General features: G+C 59.7%; 17 protein-coding genes. 10 read left to right on the forward strand and 7 right to left on the reverse strand.

Annotated features, from left to right (window positions below; all coding sequences use genetic code 11):
• Window positions 1–51 precede the first annotated feature (51 nt).
• On the forward strand, window positions 52–933 hold the full coding sequence (locus ACA075_RS16575) for a LysR family transcriptional regulator (protein WP_497293904.1): 882 nt from the start codon (window positions 52–54) through the stop codon (window positions 931–933).
• Between the two features lie 168 nt (window positions 934–1,101).
• Here ACA075_RS16575 and ACA075_RS16580 read toward each other — a convergent pair whose 3' ends face one another.
• Window positions 1,102–2,001: a polysaccharide deacetylase family protein gene (locus tag ACA075_RS16580; protein ID WP_497293906.1), complete on the reverse strand. Its 900-nt coding sequence runs from the start codon at window positions 1,999–2,001 to the stop codon at window positions 1,102–1,104.
• 148 nt (window positions 2,002–2,149) lie between these two features.
• Complete coding sequence (locus ACA075_RS16585; RefSeq protein ID WP_497293908.1) at window positions 2,150–3,097, reverse strand: ABC transporter substrate-binding protein; 948 nt, start codon at window positions 3,095–3,097, stop codon at window positions 2,150–2,152.
• Between the two features lie 297 nt (window positions 3,098–3,394).
• Here ACA075_RS16585 and ACA075_RS16590 point away from each other — a divergent pair, with 297 nt between their 5' ends.
• From ACA075_RS16590 to ACA075_RS16615, 6 genes are all read left to right on the forward strand, one after another.
• Window positions 3,395–4,381, forward strand: a complete 987-nt coding sequence (locus ACA075_RS16590) for an aliphatic sulfonate ABC transporter substrate-binding protein (RefSeq protein WP_497293909.1) — start codon at window positions 3,395–3,397, stop codon at window positions 4,379–4,381.
• A 62-nt stretch (window positions 4,382–4,443) separates the two neighbouring features.
• Entirely contained in the window at window positions 4,444–5,280 is an 837-nt protein-coding gene (locus ACA075_RS16595; protein WP_497293910.1) for an ABC transporter permease, read from the forward strand.
• Window positions 5,281–5,283: 3 nt separating this feature from the next.
• Window positions 5,284–5,997 carry an ABC transporter ATP-binding protein gene (locus tag ACA075_RS16600; protein WP_219094800.1) on the forward strand — a complete coding sequence of 238 codons (714 nt, stop codon included), beginning with the start codon at window positions 5,284–5,286 and terminating at the stop codon, window positions 5,995–5,997.
• 49 nt (window positions 5,998–6,046) lie between these two features.
• Window positions 6,047–6,727 (forward strand): SOS response-associated peptidase, encoded by a 681-nt coding sequence (locus ACA075_RS16605; protein WP_497293912.1) that lies wholly within the window; start codon window positions 6,047–6,049, stop codon window positions 6,725–6,727.
• 251 nt (window positions 6,728–6,978) lie between these two features.
• The gene (locus ACA075_RS16610; protein WP_497293913.1) at window positions 6,979–7,251 is read left to right on the forward strand and encodes a hypothetical protein; all 273 of its coding nucleotides are present in this window, start codon (window positions 6,979–6,981) and stop codon (window positions 7,249–7,251) included.
• A 179-nt stretch (window positions 7,252–7,430) separates the two neighbouring features.
• On the forward strand, window positions 7,431–7,658 hold the full coding sequence (locus tag ACA075_RS16615) for a DUF6555 family protein (RefSeq protein WP_497293914.1): 228 nt from the start codon (window positions 7,431–7,433) through the stop codon (window positions 7,656–7,658).
• Window positions 7,659–7,915: 257 nt separating this feature from the next.
• Here the strand turns inward: ACA075_RS16615 and ACA075_RS16620 are convergent, their stop codons facing one another.
• The 3 genes from ACA075_RS16620 to ACA075_RS16630 are packed head-to-tail and all read right to left on the reverse strand — an operon-like array spanning window position 7,916 to window position 9,143.
• The gene (locus ACA075_RS16620) at window positions 7,916–8,080 is read right to left on the reverse strand and encodes a hypothetical protein (protein WP_497299357.1); all 165 of its coding nucleotides are present in this window, start codon (window positions 8,078–8,080) and stop codon (window positions 7,916–7,918) included.
• Between the two features lie 53 nt (window positions 8,081–8,133).
• Window positions 8,134–8,445 carry an AzlD domain-containing protein gene (locus tag ACA075_RS16625; protein ID WP_010455066.1) on the reverse strand — a complete coding sequence of 104 codons (312 nt, stop codon included), beginning with the start codon at window positions 8,443–8,445 and terminating at the stop codon, window positions 8,134–8,136.
• The gene (locus tag ACA075_RS16630) at window positions 8,445–9,143 is read right to left on the reverse strand and encodes an AzlC family ABC transporter permease (protein WP_497293915.1); all 699 of its coding nucleotides are present in this window, start codon (window positions 9,141–9,143) and stop codon (window positions 8,445–8,447) included. The genes ACA075_RS16625 and ACA075_RS16630 overlap by 1 nt, the downstream gene beginning before the upstream one ends.
• A 168-nt stretch (window positions 9,144–9,311) precedes the next feature.
• On the opposite strand from ACA075_RS16630, the gene ACA075_RS16635 reads away from it, so the two are divergent.
• Complete coding sequence (locus ACA075_RS16635; RefSeq protein ID WP_497293917.1) at window positions 9,312–9,686, forward strand: DUF2784 domain-containing protein; 375 nt, start codon at window positions 9,312–9,314, stop codon at window positions 9,684–9,686.
• Window positions 9,687–9,707: 21 nt separating this feature from the next.
• A complete protein-coding gene (locus ACA075_RS16640) occupies window positions 9,708–10,625 on the forward strand; it encodes a LysR family transcriptional regulator (RefSeq protein WP_497293918.1) in 918 nt (305 codons plus the stop codon).
• Window positions 10,626–10,627: 2 nt separating this feature from the next.
• Here the strand turns inward: ACA075_RS16640 and ACA075_RS16645 are convergent, their stop codons facing one another.
• Both ACA075_RS16645 and ACA075_RS16650 read right to left on the reverse strand, forming a co-directional pair.
• The gene (locus ACA075_RS16645) at window positions 10,628–12,205 is read right to left on the reverse strand and encodes a sensor domain-containing diguanylate cyclase (protein ID WP_497293920.1); all 1,578 of its coding nucleotides are present in this window, start codon (window positions 12,203–12,205) and stop codon (window positions 10,628–10,630) included.
• Window positions 12,206–12,371: 166 nt separating this feature from the next.
• Window positions 12,372–12,899, reverse strand: coding sequence for a DUF3087 domain-containing protein (locus ACA075_RS16650; protein ID WP_497293921.1), 528 nt, complete (start codon window positions 12,897–12,899; stop codon window positions 12,372–12,374).
• Window positions 12,900–13,124: 225 nt separating this feature from the next.
• Between ACA075_RS16650 and ppnN the strand changes: the two genes are divergently transcribed.
• Window positions 13,125–14,498 (forward strand): nucleotide 5'-monophosphate nucleosidase PpnN, encoded by a 1,374-nt coding sequence (ppnN, locus tag ACA075_RS16655; RefSeq protein WP_010455076.1) that lies wholly within the window; start codon window positions 13,125–13,127, stop codon window positions 14,496–14,498.
• The last annotated feature ends 332 nt before the right edge of the window (window positions 14,499–14,830 follow it).

A 14,830-nucleotide genomic window follows, 5' to 3' on the forward strand; every position in this document is an offset into this window, starting at 1 on the left:
GTCTGGCTCGATACCTTAAAGGTATTCAACTGCTCAATGCCTGGAGGCACCATGGAATTGCGTCACCTGCGGTATTTTCAGGTGTTGGCTCAAACCCTCAATTTCACCCGCGCCGCCGAACTGTTGCACATTGCCCAGCCCCCCTTGAGCCGGCAGATCCAGCAACTGGAAGATGAACTCGGGGTGTTATTGCTCGAACGCGGCCGTCCGCTGAAGCTGACCGACGCCGGGCGTTTCTTCCATGAGCACTCCACCGCCCTGCTCGAACAGCTGGCCAAAGTCTGCGACAACACCAAGCGCATCGGCCTGGGGGAAAAGACCTGGCTGGGCATCGGTTTTGCGCCATCGACGCTGTATGGCGTGCTGCCGGATCTGATTCGTCGCTTGCGCAGTGGCGAGCCTCTGGAGCTTGAGCTCGGGCTTTCGGAAATGACCACGCTGCAACAGGTGCAGGCGCTCAAGGCCGGGCGCATCGACATCGGTTTCGGGCGGATTCGCATCGACGACCCGGCGATCATCCAGACGGTATTGACCGAAGACCGGCTGGTCGCCGCCCTTCCCGCCGGCCACCCGCTGCTGGCCGGGCCGATCAGCCTTCGACAACTCGCCAAGGAACCCTTTGTGCTGTACCCCGGCAACCCTCGCCCCAGCTACGCCGACCACGTGATTGCATTGTTTGAGTCCTACGGCGTGAGCATTCACGTGGCGCAATGGACCAACGAACTGCAAACGGCGATCGGTCTGGTGGGGGCCGGGATCGGGGTGACGCTGGTGCCCGCGTCGGTGCAGTTGCTGCACCGCGACGACATTGGATTCACGCCGTTGCTGGAAGACAACGCGACCTCGCCGATCATTCTCAGTCGACGTGTGGGCGATGTGACGCCGGGGTTGAATCATTGTTTGAAGATGATTGATGAGTTGCTGCCCCGGTGATGGAGCAGACAACAAATGACCGTGGCTGGGGGGCTGTGTTGAAAGGGACTTCTGTGGTGAGGGCGCTTTTGTGGCGAGGGGCTTGCCCCCTCGCCACAGGTCGGTGTTTATGCCAGGTTAACCGGCGAGCTCCCGCTCCTACTGACTGTTTCTCATTTTGCTGAAGTTCTAATGAGAATCCCCATCCCACAGCCAATTCCAGATCCCCGGCAACTTCACTGCCTCTGAACCGCTACTGATGGTGCGCGCCAAAGCCGCCCGTTGCAGCGCTGCCCTGTCGTCGTAAAACGGCTTTTGCGCCACCGTCACCCCGGTGGCGCGGGCGCTGTCGAGTAGGATTTGCAGGTATTCGCGGGCATGCCGGGCGGTATAGCGATTCAGGTCGTGGAAGGTCACCACCACCGGAATCACACCGTCCACCGTCGGCAATTCACCCAGTGCAATCCGTTCACGTACTTCGGACAGTTGCCGCAGCATGTTGGCCCGTCGACGCGGACTGGCGTTAAAGCCCCAGATCTTGCCGTCGTTGGCGCTCAGGTCGGTCAGCAACAGGTGCAGGTCGTGCCGCTGGTAGGCGGCGAACACACGTTTGTCGTAGTTCCAGAACGGCGGACGCACCAGGGTGGGCGGTGCGCCGGTGATTGCGGCAATGTCGGCACTGCCCTTGCTCAACGATTGCTCAAGCTCTTCCGGGCTCAGCGAGCAGTGATTGGTGTGCGAGTGGGTCGCGGTGTGGAAACCCAGCACATGCCCTTCAGCCTGCTCCCGGTGCATGACCCCGCGTCCGATGTCGCTGTCACCGGCCCGTGGTGCGCCGGTCTGCACGAAGAACACCGCTTTGATCCGCGGTTGCACCGGGTTCTGCGCAAGGCTGTCGAGCACCGTCATGCTCGGGTTCCAGAAACTTGACGCGCTGGGACCGTCGTCGAAGGTCAGCAGAAAGCGGATTGGTGGCTGCGCGCGCAGACGCTGTTCGGTCTGCGGGGTCAGTTCGATCGGTGAGGCGATGCAGCCCACCAGCCCGACAGCGATGGCGAACGCAGAGAGAACCTTGAACAACTGTTTCATGGTTTGCCTTGGGCCAGACCGTAATGGTCATCACGTTAAAAACGGCAAAAACCCTTCGCCCATTGATCCCTTGTCGACCCGCAGGTGGCTGCAAGCCGGAGTTGGATCAGGGTACACAGTGTTTGGTTCCAGCGCTCACCCTCGTGGTTTACTGCGCCAACGACTGCTGGAATGAGTTGTCGATAAGCGGAGCCGTGGCCAATGCCGCCGGTAGCGCCTTGACCTTGAACAGGAAGTCCGCGGTGCTCTGCAGATCCTTGGCCGCCTGCGCATCGACCGGGCCGACGGTCATGTGCGCCTGACGCAGCCAATGACGCGACACGTTCTGGTCGAGGTTGGCCTTTTTCGCCCAGAGGTCGGCGTACTCGTCGGTGTGGTTGTCCACCCAGGCCCGAGCTTTTTTCAGGCGCACCAGGAAGTCGGCAATGGCTTCGTGCTTGCTGTCGATCGACTGCGTCGAAGCGGCGATGGCGCTCAGGCCAGGCATGAGGTTTTTCGCCGTGAGAATCGGTCGGGCGCCGGAGAACAGAATCTGCTGGGAAATGTAGGGTTCCCACACTGGGAAGGCGTCAATGCTGCCTTGCGGTAACGCCGCGGCGGCATCGATTGGCATCAGTTTGATGAATTCGACGTAATCTTCCGGCAGATCGGCTTTTTCCAATGCGCGCAGGGTCAGTTGCTGGCTCCAGGCACCTGGCCAGTAAGCGACTTTCTTGCCCTTGAGATCGGCAATGGTTTTGACCGGCGAATCCTTGGGCACCAGCAAGGCGATGGTGTCGGGGTTCTGCCGCGACACGCCGATCAACTTCACCGGCGCCTGCTTGGCCGCCAGGAACAGGAAGCCGGAATCACCAAGAAAGCCCAGATCCAGGGCGCCGGTGTTCAACGCTTCGGCCAGCGGAGCGGCAGCCTGGAAGTGCTTCCAGTCGACGGTATAAGGCGCCCCTTCCAGCACACCCGACGCTTCCACCGAGGCGCGAACGTTGTAGTAGTTCTGATCCCCGACGTGCAACACGACGGGTTCTGCGGCGTAGCTCAGTGGCGCGGCAAACAAGGCGCTGGTCAACAGACCGCGCACGAATCGGGACAAGTTCATCGAGGGCTCCAGGAACGTTATTTGTATAGACCCTAACGCTCTTATACCCCGGCTTATAAATTCGATTTATGCATAAGCTCATCACCAACAAACACCGCTGTTGGCTCAGCAACAGCAGCCCAACAGAGTGTTCTCACCCGTACAGCCAATCCCCCACGCCCTCGCCGCCAAAGCCCTGGAAAACCTGCAACTGCAGTACATGGCACAGAGCCTGCAATATTCCTTTTATGCAGGACGCATTGGTAAAAAATAATTATTTGGACATAAGAATCTCGCCGTTTTGCCCGGAGCTGTGCCATGAAACCGACCTTGCGCTTCCCTTACGTCAAGTACCTGCTGACTGCCTGTGCCCTGGCCCTTAGCCTGCAACCCGTGGCGCAGGCCGCCGAAACCGCACCGGCCGAAGTGCACCTGGATTACGCCTATTACTCGCCGGTGAGCCTGGTGCTCAAACACTTCGGTTTCCTCGAAAAGGCCCTGCCTCAGACCAAGGTTAGCTGGGTGTTGAGCCAGGGCAGCAACCGCTCGCTGGAATACCTCAACAGCGGCGGCGTCGATTTCGCCTCGTCCGCCAGCCTGGCCGCCGTGCTCAGTCGCGCCAACGGCAGCCCGATCAAATCGGTCTACGTGTACAGCCGCGCGGAATGGACCGCCTTGGTGGTGCGCAAGGATTCGCCGTACAAAACCGTGGCCGATCTGAAAGGCAAAAAAATCGCCGCCACCAAAGGCACCGACCCGTACCTGTTCACCTTGCGCAGCCTGCAACAGGCCGGCCTGAGCAAGGACGATGTCGAGCTGGTGCATTTGCAGCATCCGGACGGTCGCACCGCATTGGAGAAAGGTGACGTCGACGCCTGGGCCGGTCTTGATCCGCACATGGCGGCCAGCGAAGTCCAGGCCGGTTCGCGCCTGCTGTATCGCAACACCCACTTCAACAGCTATGGCGTGGTCAGCGTCACCGACACCTATGCCAAAGAGCATCCGCAGACCATCGAAACCGTGCTGAGCGCCTATGAAAAGGCCCGGGAGTGGGCGGTGAAAAACCCTGAGGAACTGGCGAAGTTGCTCGCCAGCGAATCCGGTCTGCCGCTGGAGGTGGCCAAGCTGCAACTGTCGCGCACCGACCTGAGCAGCCCGCAATTGACCGCCAGCGATGTGATTGCCTCCAAGGCGGCCGCACCGATTCTGGTTTCTGAAGAACTGGTTCGCCGAGGGGTGAATGTCGATCAGGTGATCGATCAGTTGATCGACACCGGCTTCAAGGAAACCGTGGCCCGTCAATAACCTTCGCCACCGTTGAAACCGAATCCGCGCCCGTCGCGGATTCGTCGTGACTGGAGAAACCCATGACCAGCAAAAGCAAAGAAATGCCCGCCGGCCTGACATTACCTGCACCCCGCCGTTTGAGCAGTGCCTGGCAACGACGCCTCAAGGGCCTGGCGCTGCCCGTGCTGATCATCCTGGTGTTGGAATTCGTCGTGCGTATCGGCTGGTTGCCGTCCTATCAGATGCCGGCCCCCAGTGAGATCGCGCAGACCCTCAGCGACCTGGCCGAGGGCGCGCTGTGGAAACACATCAGCGCCAGTCTGCTGCGGGTGCTGCTGGGTTTCGCCATTGGCGCCAGTCTGGCCCTGGTGTTCGCGGCGTGGGTCGGTTTGAGCCGCGAAGCCGAAGCGTGGCTGGAACCGACGTTCGCCGGGTTGCGCTCGATTCCGAGCCTGGCCTGGGTGCCGCTGTTGCTGCTGTGGCTGGGCATCGACGAGACCTCGAAAATCGTCCTGATCGCCATCGGCGCATTCTTTCCGGTGTACCTCAATGGCGTCGCGGCGATCCGCGACATCGACCGCAAACGGGTGGAAGTCGGGCAAATGTACGGCTTCAGCCGGCTGCGTCTGGTCCGGCGAATCCTGCTGCCCGCCGCCCTACCCGGCCTGTTCACCGGACTGCGCAGCGGCATGAGCCTGGCCTGGATGTTTCTGGTGGCCGCCGAGCTGATCGCCGCCACCAAGGGCCTGGGCTATTTGCTCAGTGACGGGCGTGAGATGTCACGCCCGGATATCGTCCTGGCCGCGATCATCGTTTTGGCGCTGCTGGGCAAACTCAGCGACGGCATCCTCGCCGGCCTGGAGAAACACTTCCTGGCCTGGCGCGACACTTTCAACGGCCAAAGCGCAGAGGATTGAGCCATGACCGACCACCTGCTGGACATTCGCGTCGAGCGCAAGACCTTCGCCGCCACGACCGTCCTCAAGAACATCCATTTGCAATTGCACCCCAGGGAAACCGTCAGCCTGCTGGGTCCCAGCGGCTGCGGCAAAAGCACCTTGCTGCGGATCGTCGCCGGCCTGGAAAAGGACTTCCAGGGTGAACTGCGCAACAACGCCGGGGACATCGCGTTTGTGTTTCAGGAACCCCGGCTGATGCCCTGGCTGACAGTTGAGCAAAACATCGGTTTCAGCGCCGACAGCCATTACGACAAGGCCTGGGTCGCGCGATTGATCGAAGAAGTCGGCCTCGGCGGTTTCGCTCAGGCGTTACCGAAAGCCTTGTCCGGCGGCATGGCGCAACGGGTGGCGATCGCCCGCGGCCTCTACTCGCGGCCGCAGGTTTTGTTGCTCGATGAACCGTTCAGCGCTGTCGATGCTTTCACGCGAATGAAACTCCAGGACCTGCTGCTGCAACTGGCCGAGCGTCACGCCATCGCCTTGCTGCTGGTGACGCACGACGTCGATGAAGCGCTGTACCTCAGTGATCGCGTCCTGGTGATGGACAATCGCCCGAGCAGCATTCGCCAGGAATTGGCTGTGGAGCTGCCGCATCCTCGCGATCGACGGGACCCGTTGCTCGCGCAATTGAAGGCGTTGTCGCTGACCGAGTTGCAGCGTGCCCATGTGATTTGAAGACTAAGCTGAACGCTCCAGCCAGCGCTTTCCAGCCGGAGATCAGCCGATGTGCGGACGACTCTCGCAATACCGTGGCATTCACGACTTTGTCGCGGTGCTGAGCATTCCCGACGCGCTGATCAACCATGTCGGTGATGAACCGCTGGCCCGCTACAACGCCGCGCCCACCACCCAGCTGGCCCTGCTGCACCTTGAGCCTGACGGGCTGCACGCTGATTCTGTGCGCTGGGGATGGCGGCCGCATTGGGCGAAGGACCGGGCGGCGCCGATCAACGCACGGGGCGAGAAAGTGGCTCACGGCCCGTTCTTCCGGGCAATCTGGCCGCACCGTGGGATTGTGCCGATCGACAACTGGTTCGAATGGGTGGATGCCGGCGATTCGACGAGGCAGCCGTGGCTCATTCGTCGCCGGGATCGGGCGCCGATCTGCTGCGCGGCGATCGGCCAGTTTCCCTCTGGTGGGAATGAGCAAAAGGAAGACGACGGTTTCGTCATCATCACGGCGGACAGCGCTGGCGGCATGCTCGACATTCATGACCGGCGGCCGGTGGTGTTGTCTGCGGAACTGGCACATGAATGGCTGGACCCGGCCACGCCCAAAGAGCGTGCCGAGCAGATGGTGCTCATGCAAGGAGAAGTCAGTGAAGTGTTCGAGTGGTACAGGGTCGATAAGGCAGTGGGAAATGTCAGGAACCAGGGTCCAATGTTGATTAATAAGCTCATTTGAATTGGATCCATTTTGGCAACTAACTAACTGAACGACATAAACGTTACACAGACTGTTTCAACCAAGAAACACTTGCCGGAATGCGGCAAAACGACGCACTAACCGCTTGTCTGACAATTGAAACATCGTACATACATTTAGTAACACTACAGATAGCATGCGCGCCGCATTTCCCCTGGCAGTACACAATTGACTAAAGAGTCAATAAACAAGGAAATCCCTAAATCTAACAAGCCTTGCAGAGAACTAAGTTGCGCGACGATCTTGTAATTAATCAAGTCAGCGGTCTGGAGTGCGTGTACCTGTCGCTGACAGAACGCTATCAACTTGACTGTTTTATCGGGCAATACATAAAGACCCGAAACCTGCGTTCCATCCCCAATATCAACGAGATCCTGCGTTCGACCCTCGCAGCCTACTCCGGCAAGCCGCCGGTCATGGTCAACGAACTGAATGCCTGGATCGACAAGACGTTGGGCTATCGGGCCTCCCACCCGGATTTTCCGTCACTGGAAGATCTTTGATGTGATGCGCCGCTGAGTTCAGCACACGATTGAACGAACCGGACATTGTTGCACTCTGAAGAAGAGGCCCATCAGGGCCTTTTTTTTAGCTCTTATCCGCACAAGGATTGCTCCCCAGACTTTGCAAATTGCCGGTTCGACGCTTGAATCAAAGCCTTGGCGAATTTAAGGAAGGATACATGAGCGAGCTCGTTCCCTATGCCGTGCACTATCTGCTCGACGGCGTCCGCCAGCACTTTTTCAAGCTGGCCGAACAGTTCTCCGATGTGGACGCGATTCGTTCAGCCTCCGCGCATGCCTTTGCGCATTCCGACCGAAAGATCGCCGCCCACGCTTCCCCCGAAGCGGCTCGCTTGAGCGCTCAACGATTGGGCATCACTAAGGTTCGCTGGAATGAGGCAATTTGACGGCCTCAGCCGCCGCGTTTGAATGCGTATTGCTGTTCACTCAAACACAGTACTTCAGACACACCTGATTTTGTGGCGAGGGAGCTTGCTCCCGCTGGGCTGCGTAGCGGCCCCAAGAATGTGGCAAAAATGCCGATTTTTGTGAGTGCTTCGCACTCAAGCGGGAGCAAGCTCCCTCGCCACAGGTTTTTGTTCGACTGAAGATTGAGTGAACAGCATTGCGCTTGATGGCGGGATTATTGGTATGCGCTGACCGGTCAAGGCTTCAGCGGCCACTCTTGGTCACGATCTGACAGTTCTTTACCATCGTCGGGGTGCTTCCAGTCCGGTATCGAACGCCTTTGCCGCTCAAGTTCTTCTTCGGTGGGTTCATCCTCATCTTCATCCAGACCTGGACGTTTTGGATCATTGGCCATACTCACCTCGCTTCCTGAAGGAATTCCCTTTAAGCGTAGAACAATTTCCAAAGCGCCACTCAAAGCCACCAGCGCAGCAAAAAGAAAAACCCCATGCTCAACAACATGCTGAGCAAGGTATTGCGGGTGTACAGCACCAACCCCACGGCCACCAGCGAACTGATCAGGTACGGGTTGTCCCACTGCAGATTCAGCTGTTTGTCCGGCATGAACACAATCGGTCCGCAGATCGCGGTCAACATCCCCGGCACGGCAAAACCGAGGAACTGCCGGGCATTGCTGCTCAAGCGCAACGGCAGTCGTGGTTCGAGGAATACGTAGCGGTTCAGGAAGACGAGCACGCCCATCCCGATAATCACAGCCCAGACCATCATGTGCGCCCCCCATGGAATTTGTTGCAGATAAATCCGGCGGTCATGCCCGCCAAACCCGACAGCACCAGCGCCGAGCCCCATTGCCAGTAGCTGAACAACACCGAACAAAACAGCGAAACCGCGACGCAGACCACCGTCGGAACGTTGCGCACCACCGGGGTGATCAGGGCAATGAAGGTCGCGGCGATGGAGAAGTCCAGCCCCAGGTGCTCAAGACCGGGAATGCTGCTGCCGAGGACGATGCCGGCAAGCGTGAACAGATTCCAGGCGATGTAAAACGTCAGGCCCACGCCCAAGGCGTACCAGCGATTGAACTGCTGTTTGTCATGCTGGCTGGTCAGGGCGAACAGCTCGTCGGTGAGCAAAAACCCCAGCCCAACGCGCCAGCGACCCGGCAGCGGTGCAATCACCGAACGCATGCTCATTCCGTACAGCAAATGCTGGGAGGTCAGTAACAGCGTGGTCAGCAAAATCGAAAAGATCCCGGCGCCGCCCTTGAGCATGCCAATGGCGACCAATTGCGCGGCCCCGGCAAACACGATGCTCGACAACCCTTGACCTTGCAGGGGAGTGAGATTGGCCTCGATGGCCATGGACCCGGCCAGCAGGCCCCAGGGCGCGGTGGCCAGGGACAACGGCATGATCGCCACGGCGCCGCGAAGAAAGGCATTGCGCGGCATGAGTGAGTTCGACATAACGCTCTACAACCAGGGGAAGACGCCAGACTGTGCCAGCAGTTGCGTTCGATGGCTTGAACAATCTTGCGCACTTGCGGGCAGCGCTTGACGAATGGCTCTGGGCAGCAGCAAGTAACAGAACCCGAGTAGCATGGAACCATTCGCCTAACGCGTCAGGGAGTCGACATGCTTTACCGGATCGCCGCCGATGGACTGGTGCTGTTTCATTTGCTGTTCATTCTGTTCGTGCTGTTCGGCGGGCTGCTGGTGCTCAAATGGCGCCCGCTGATCTGGTGGCACCTGCCCGCCGCTGTGTGGGGCGTGAGTGTGGAAGTCTTCCACCTGATGTGTCCCCTGACTCAATGGGAAAACGTCATGCGCCAGGCGGCCGGGCAAACCGGTTACGGCGGTGGCTTCATCGAACACTACGTGTGGCCGGTCATCTACCCCGCCGGGCTGACTCCGGCGATTCAACTGGCGCTGGGCAGCGTGGTGCTGGTGATCAACGCCGTGGTCTATCTTCGGCTGATCAGGTTGTGGAAGTTACGCCGGGCAGCCTGAAACACACGCCGAGGATTGAAAATGCTGTCGATTGAAGACCTGACGTTGCTTCAAGCCATCCGCGAAACCGGCAGCCTGTCCCGGGCCGCCGCTCACTTGGGCAAAGCACCTTCAACCGTGTCCTACGCCGCGCGGCAACTGGAGGAGCGCTTCGATGCGCTGCTCTTCGACCGGCGTCGTTACCGTTTGCAGCTCACCCCCGCTGGCGAGTTGCTGGTGAACGAAGCGGCGCGACTGATGCAGGATGTCGCCCGGCTGACCCAAAGGGTGCAACAAGTAGCCAATGGCTGGGAGAGCCGGCTGTGGATCGTCACCGACGAATTGCTCGAGTTCGAAGCCCTGATTCCGGTGATTCACGAGTTCGATGCGCTTGAGTCCGGCGTACCGCTGCGCATTACCCACGAAGTACTCAAAGGCGTATGGGAAGCCCTGCGTGAAGGCCGTGCGGACTTGATCATCGGCGCCACCAACGAGCCGCCGGCCATTGCCAGCCTGCGCTGGATGCAATTGGGGCAAATGGAATGGGTGTTCGCGGTCTCACCCAAACACCCGTTGGCCAAGGCCAGAGAGCCGATTTCACGGGCGGTGGTGGCGCAGCACCGGGCGATTGTCGTGGCCGATTCGTCCCGGGCCACGGAAGGCAGCACGTATGGTGTCTCCGGCGGCCAACCGGTCCTCGCCGTGCCGACCATGCGCGCAAAGATTCTCGCCCAATGCGCTGGACTGGGTGTGGGCTGGTTGCCCCGGCATCGGGTCGGCGCGTTACTGAGAAACGGCACGCTGGTGGAAAAACAGATGGCTGATCCGCGCGAACCGAACATCCTGTACGCCGGCTGGCGCGGTGATCATGACGGCCGTGCGCTGGGCTGGTGGTTGGAAAAACTCAAGCAATCGTACCTGTCCGCCCAACTGGTCCAGGGCAGTGACCGCTTCGTTTGAAGTCAGTTGGCGATGACGCTCATGTTCCGCCCACTGGCCTTGGCCACGTACAACGCTTTGTCCGCAGCACTGACCAGGTCGTCGGGCTGATCCTGCGAGGCCGGGTTGTAGGCGCAAACCCCCACGCTGACGGTCACCGTACCCTCCGCGCATTCGCTGTGTTCGATCCCGGCCTGCTGGACCGCACGACGAATTTTTTCGGCGACCAGAAACGCCCCCACATAGTCGGTGCCGGGCAGCACCACCGTGAACTCCTCGCCACCATAGCGGGCGGCCAGATCGCCGGGGCGTTTGATGTTGTCCTTGATGATCGCGCTGATTTTGCGCAGACACTCATCACCCGCCACGTGCCCATAACGATCGTTGAAGCTCTTGAAGTGATCGACATCGATCATCAGCATGGCGAGGTGGGTCACTGTGCGCCGGGCCCGGCCCATTTCCGCGAGAATGAACAGATCGAACTGACGCCGGTTGGAGAGCCCGGTGAGTGCGTCTTCGAGCGCCAGCAATTCAAGGCTGCGGTTGACCTCGATGAGCTTTTCCTGGGCATCGAGCAACACGCTTTGAATGTGGTTCTGCTGCTTCATGAAGCGAATGAGGCGATAGCCGAGCCCTCCCAGAAACACCAGCAGCAACAGCACGATGGCGGCACTGAGGATTGACTCCTCACGCCAGCCGGCCAGGACATCATCCTTGTCCAGCGCGGCAAAGATAATCAGCGGATAACCCTCGACCCGCCGAAACCCCACCACTCGCTCGACACCATCCACATAAGACTTGACGGTTGCCGTGCCGGAACTGCCCTTGGGCAACAGCTGCGTGAACAGCGGCCCCTTGGCGACGCTGGTGCCGACTTCTGCTTCGTTGAATGGCCGGCGAACGACGATGGTGGCGTCGTCGGCGATCAGGTTGATCACGCCGTTTTTACCCATGTCGATGCTGTCGTACAGCCCGAGGAAATGGTTGAGGTAGATCGTTGCCAGCGCCACACCGGCGAAGCTGCCATCCGGATGATTGATCCTGCGTGACACGGTCATGATCCATTCGCTGGTCGATCGACTTTTGATCGACGGACCGATATGCGGGCCGCGGTCAGGATGATCGCGATGGTAGATGAAATATTCACGGTCGGAATTGTTCGCGTCGGGTATATCCGCACCGTTGGAATTGGCGATCCATCCCCCTTTTTCGTCAAATACGAACAAGCCATGGAGCTGAGTCAGCTCACTGCGCTGGGCGGCGAGCAAACGTCTGAATCTGGGCAGCTGCGCCGGGGCCACGCCCTCGTTTTCGACGCGGTCCACTAAGGCAAACAGCAGCGTATCGGCTTGTTTGATCGACGACTGCGCTTGTGACGCCAAGGTCTGGGCGAGGTTGGACATCGCCACTGCTTTGTCATGCAAGTGGTACTGACGCGAGTTCCAGACTTCCCAGATCACAATGGCCGTCATCGACAGGCACACGGCCACAAGCAAAACAACCGCGTAACGGACCCTGAGCCTGGACTCAATCTTCTCCGGCACCCAAGGCGCGGTGGGCCGGGTGTGTTCAATACGGTCGTTGATGGACGGATGTCCCATGACGCTTCCTTAATCGTTATGACATGGCGAAATTTCCCGTTCGCCCTTTTAGCGCCATCCAGTCGTGTCTGACACTCGGACCGCTATGCCCCACCAGAAACAAGATAGGCGATTCGCTCGCGTTGTGACGGGTTGGTGTGGGGGTGACGAGGCCGTCCCACGGGATTTACTTCGGCGTCTGCTTCACCGCTTCAAGCCAGGCGGGATTCAACTGCGTCTGTTCGGTGTCGAGGCCCAGCGCTTCCATCCGCGCCCTGTGTTGCTCCATTTCCCGGCTCAATTGCCCATGGTCGCTGGAGTTACCGTCCAGTTCGTGCATCTGGCTCAAGCCCAGATGGTAGAAACGCAGCAACTTCATGGCCGTCGGATCACCCGTCTCCACCGCCGCTGTCACCTGATGCATCACATTGGTGATGCTCATCAGGCTGCGCTTGAGTTGCCAGCCATACACCGCTGGCGCCATCCAGGCCTGAGACCAGAACGTGCCGCGCATCAGCGCCGCCATCAGCAGCACCGCGACAAACACGCCGCCAACATTAAATCGCAGATTGTCGCCCCCAGGCTCGCCGAACAACGCCACCGCTGCGGTGGACAGCACCATCGCCAGCGCCAGGAATATCAGCGCAATAATGACCGTGCTGCGCCGCGTCTGCTTTCGAAAGAGTTCGGCGTTCATCGGCTGTATTTCGAACATCGTGACGGGGTTCCCTGCATCAGTGGTAAAAGGCTCGGTGAGCGAAAAGACTGCGGTGCATTATCGCCCCTGTGCAGGATTTAGCTATGCTGGGCGCCTCTTCATCTTTTCATCGTCACCTTGGAACATGGCGATACAGCGCAGTTCGTGCCATCTTCTTTCATGGATACACACTATTCGGATGCCATTTGCCTGTTTGAACGGCATCGTTTTAAGGATCATCGAATGACCCAACGACAAGTAATCAACGCCTCCGTCAGCCCTAAGGGCAGCCTGGAAACCCTTTCTCAACGTGAAGTACAGCAACTGAGCGAAGCCGGATCCGGCAGCACCTACACCTTATTCCGCCAGTGCGCCCTGGCCATCCTCAATACCGGCGCCCATGTTGATAACGCCAAGACCATTCTGGAAGCCTACAAAGATTTCGAAATCCGCATCCACCAGCAGGACCGCGGCGTCCGCCTGGAACTGCTGAATGCCCCGGCCGACGCCTTCGTCGACGGCGAAATGATCGCCAGCACCCGGGAAATGCTGTTCAGCGCCCTGCGTGACATCGTCTACACCGAAAACGAGCTCGACGCCCAGCGCATTGACCTGAGCACGTCTCAGGGCATCAGCGACTACGTCTTCCACCTGCTGCGCAACGCCCGCACCCTGCGCCCCGGCGTCGAGCCGAAGATCGTGGTGTGCTGGGGCGGCCACTCGATCAACACCGAAGAATACAAATACACCAAGAAAGTCGGCCACGAATTGGGCCTGCGCAGCCTCGACATCTGCACCGGCTGCGGTCCCGGCGTGATGAAAGGCCCGATGAAAGGCGCGACCATCGCCCACGCCAAGCAACGCATCCACGGCGGCCGCTACCTGGGCCTGACCGAGCCCGGCATCATCGCCGCCGAAGCGCCGAACCCGATCGTCAACGAACTGGTGATCCTGCCGGACATCGAAAAACGCCTGGAAGCCTTCGTGCGCGTAGGCCACGGCATCATCATTTTCCCGGGCGGTGCCGGCACGGCCGAAGAGTTCCTGTACCTGCTCGGCATCCTCATGCACCCGGACAACGCGGGCCTGCCCTTCCCCGTGGTGCTCACCGGGCCGAAACATGCGGCGCCGTATCTGGAGCAACTGGACGCGTTTGTCGGCGCAACGCTGGGTGATGCCGCGAAACAACACTACGAAATCATCATCGACGACCCAGCCGAAGTCGCGCGCCAGATGACCCAAGGCCTCAAAGCGGTCAAACAGTTCCGCCGCGAGCGCAATGACGCGTTCCACTTCAACTGGCTGCTGAAAATCGACGAAGGCTTCCAGCGCCCGTTCGACCCGACCCACGAAAACATGGCCAACCTGAAACTCAGCCGCGACCTGCCACCCCACGAACTGGCGGCCAACCTGCGCCGCGCGTTCTCCGGCATCGTCGCCGGCAACGTCAAGGACAAGGGCATCCGCCTGATCGAAGAACACGGGCCTTACCAGATTCGTGGCGATGCGGCGGTCATGCATCCGCTGGATCAACTGCTCAAGGCCTTCGTTGCGCAGCACCGGATGAAACTGCCGGGTGGCGCGGCTTATGTTCCTTGTTATCAGGTGGTTGCGTGATGCACGGCGCCTGACAATCACCCAATAACCTGCTCGCGATGGCGGAGTGTCATCCAACATTAATGCTGAATGGCACACCGCCTTCGCGAGCAAGCCCGCTCCCACAAGACTTGGTGTACATCCGCAAGAAAATGGTCGGCTTTCAGGCCGCCATCGCTGGCAGGCCAGCTCCCACAGGGGGTTGGTGTACATCTGCAAGAAAATGGTCGGCTGTCAGGCCGCCATCGCGAGCAGGCTTACTCCCACACTGGATCAGCGTGAACCGTTCGCTTCTCACCACTCATCAGGCCGAGCGTTAGCTCGCCTGCAGCTCCTGATCTTGATCTACCCGC

This window comes from Pseudomonas sp. LBUM1663, assembly GCF_059695905.1.

Coding starts and splice junctions, on each gene's coding strand:
- ACA075_RS16575 (WP_497293904.1), top strand. CDS start 52: ATGGAATTGCGTCACCTGCGGTATTTTCAGGTGTTGGCTCAAACCCTC.
- ACA075_RS16580 (WP_497293906.1), bottom strand. CDS start 2,001: ATGAAACAGTTGTTCAAGGTTCTCTCTGCGTTCGCCATCGCTGTCGGG.
- ACA075_RS16585 (WP_497293908.1), bottom strand. CDS start 3,097: ATGAACTTGTCCCGATTCGTGCGCGGTCTGTTGACCAGCGCCTTGTTT.
- ACA075_RS16590 (WP_497293909.1), top strand. CDS start 3,395: ATGAAACCGACCTTGCGCTTCCCTTACGTCAAGTACCTGCTGACTGCC.
- ACA075_RS16595 (WP_497293910.1), top strand. CDS start 4,444: ATGACCAGCAAAAGCAAAGAAATGCCCGCCGGCCTGACATTACCTGCA.
- ACA075_RS16600 (WP_219094800.1), top strand. CDS start 5,284: ATGACCGACCACCTGCTGGACATTCGCGTCGAGCGCAAGACCTTCGCC.
- ACA075_RS16605 (WP_497293912.1), top strand. CDS start 6,047: ATGTGCGGACGACTCTCGCAATACCGTGGCATTCACGACTTTGTCGCG.
- ACA075_RS16615 (WP_497293914.1), top strand. CDS start 7,431: ATGAGCGAGCTCGTTCCCTATGCCGTGCACTATCTGCTCGACGGCGTC.
- ACA075_RS16625 (WP_010455066.1), bottom strand. CDS start 8,445: ATGGTCTGGGCTGTGATTATCGGGATGGGCGTGCTCGTCTTCCTGAAC.
- ACA075_RS16630 (WP_497293915.1), bottom strand. CDS start 9,143: ATGTCGAACTCACTCATGCCGCGCAATGCCTTTCTTCGCGGCGCCGTG.
- ACA075_RS16635 (WP_497293917.1), top strand. CDS start 9,312: ATGCTTTACCGGATCGCCGCCGATGGACTGGTGCTGTTTCATTTGCTG.
- ACA075_RS16640 (WP_497293918.1), top strand. CDS start 9,708: ATGCTGTCGATTGAAGACCTGACGTTGCTTCAAGCCATCCGCGAAACC.
- ACA075_RS16645 (WP_497293920.1), bottom strand. CDS start 12,205: ATGGGACATCCGTCCATCAACGACCGTATTGAACACACCCGGCCCACC.
- ACA075_RS16650 (WP_497293921.1), bottom strand. CDS start 12,899: ATGTTCGAAATACAGCCGATGAACGCCGAACTCTTTCGAAAGCAGACG.
- ppnN (WP_010455076.1), top strand. CDS start 13,125: ATGACCCAACGACAAGTAATCAACGCCTCCGTCAGCCCTAAGGGCAGC.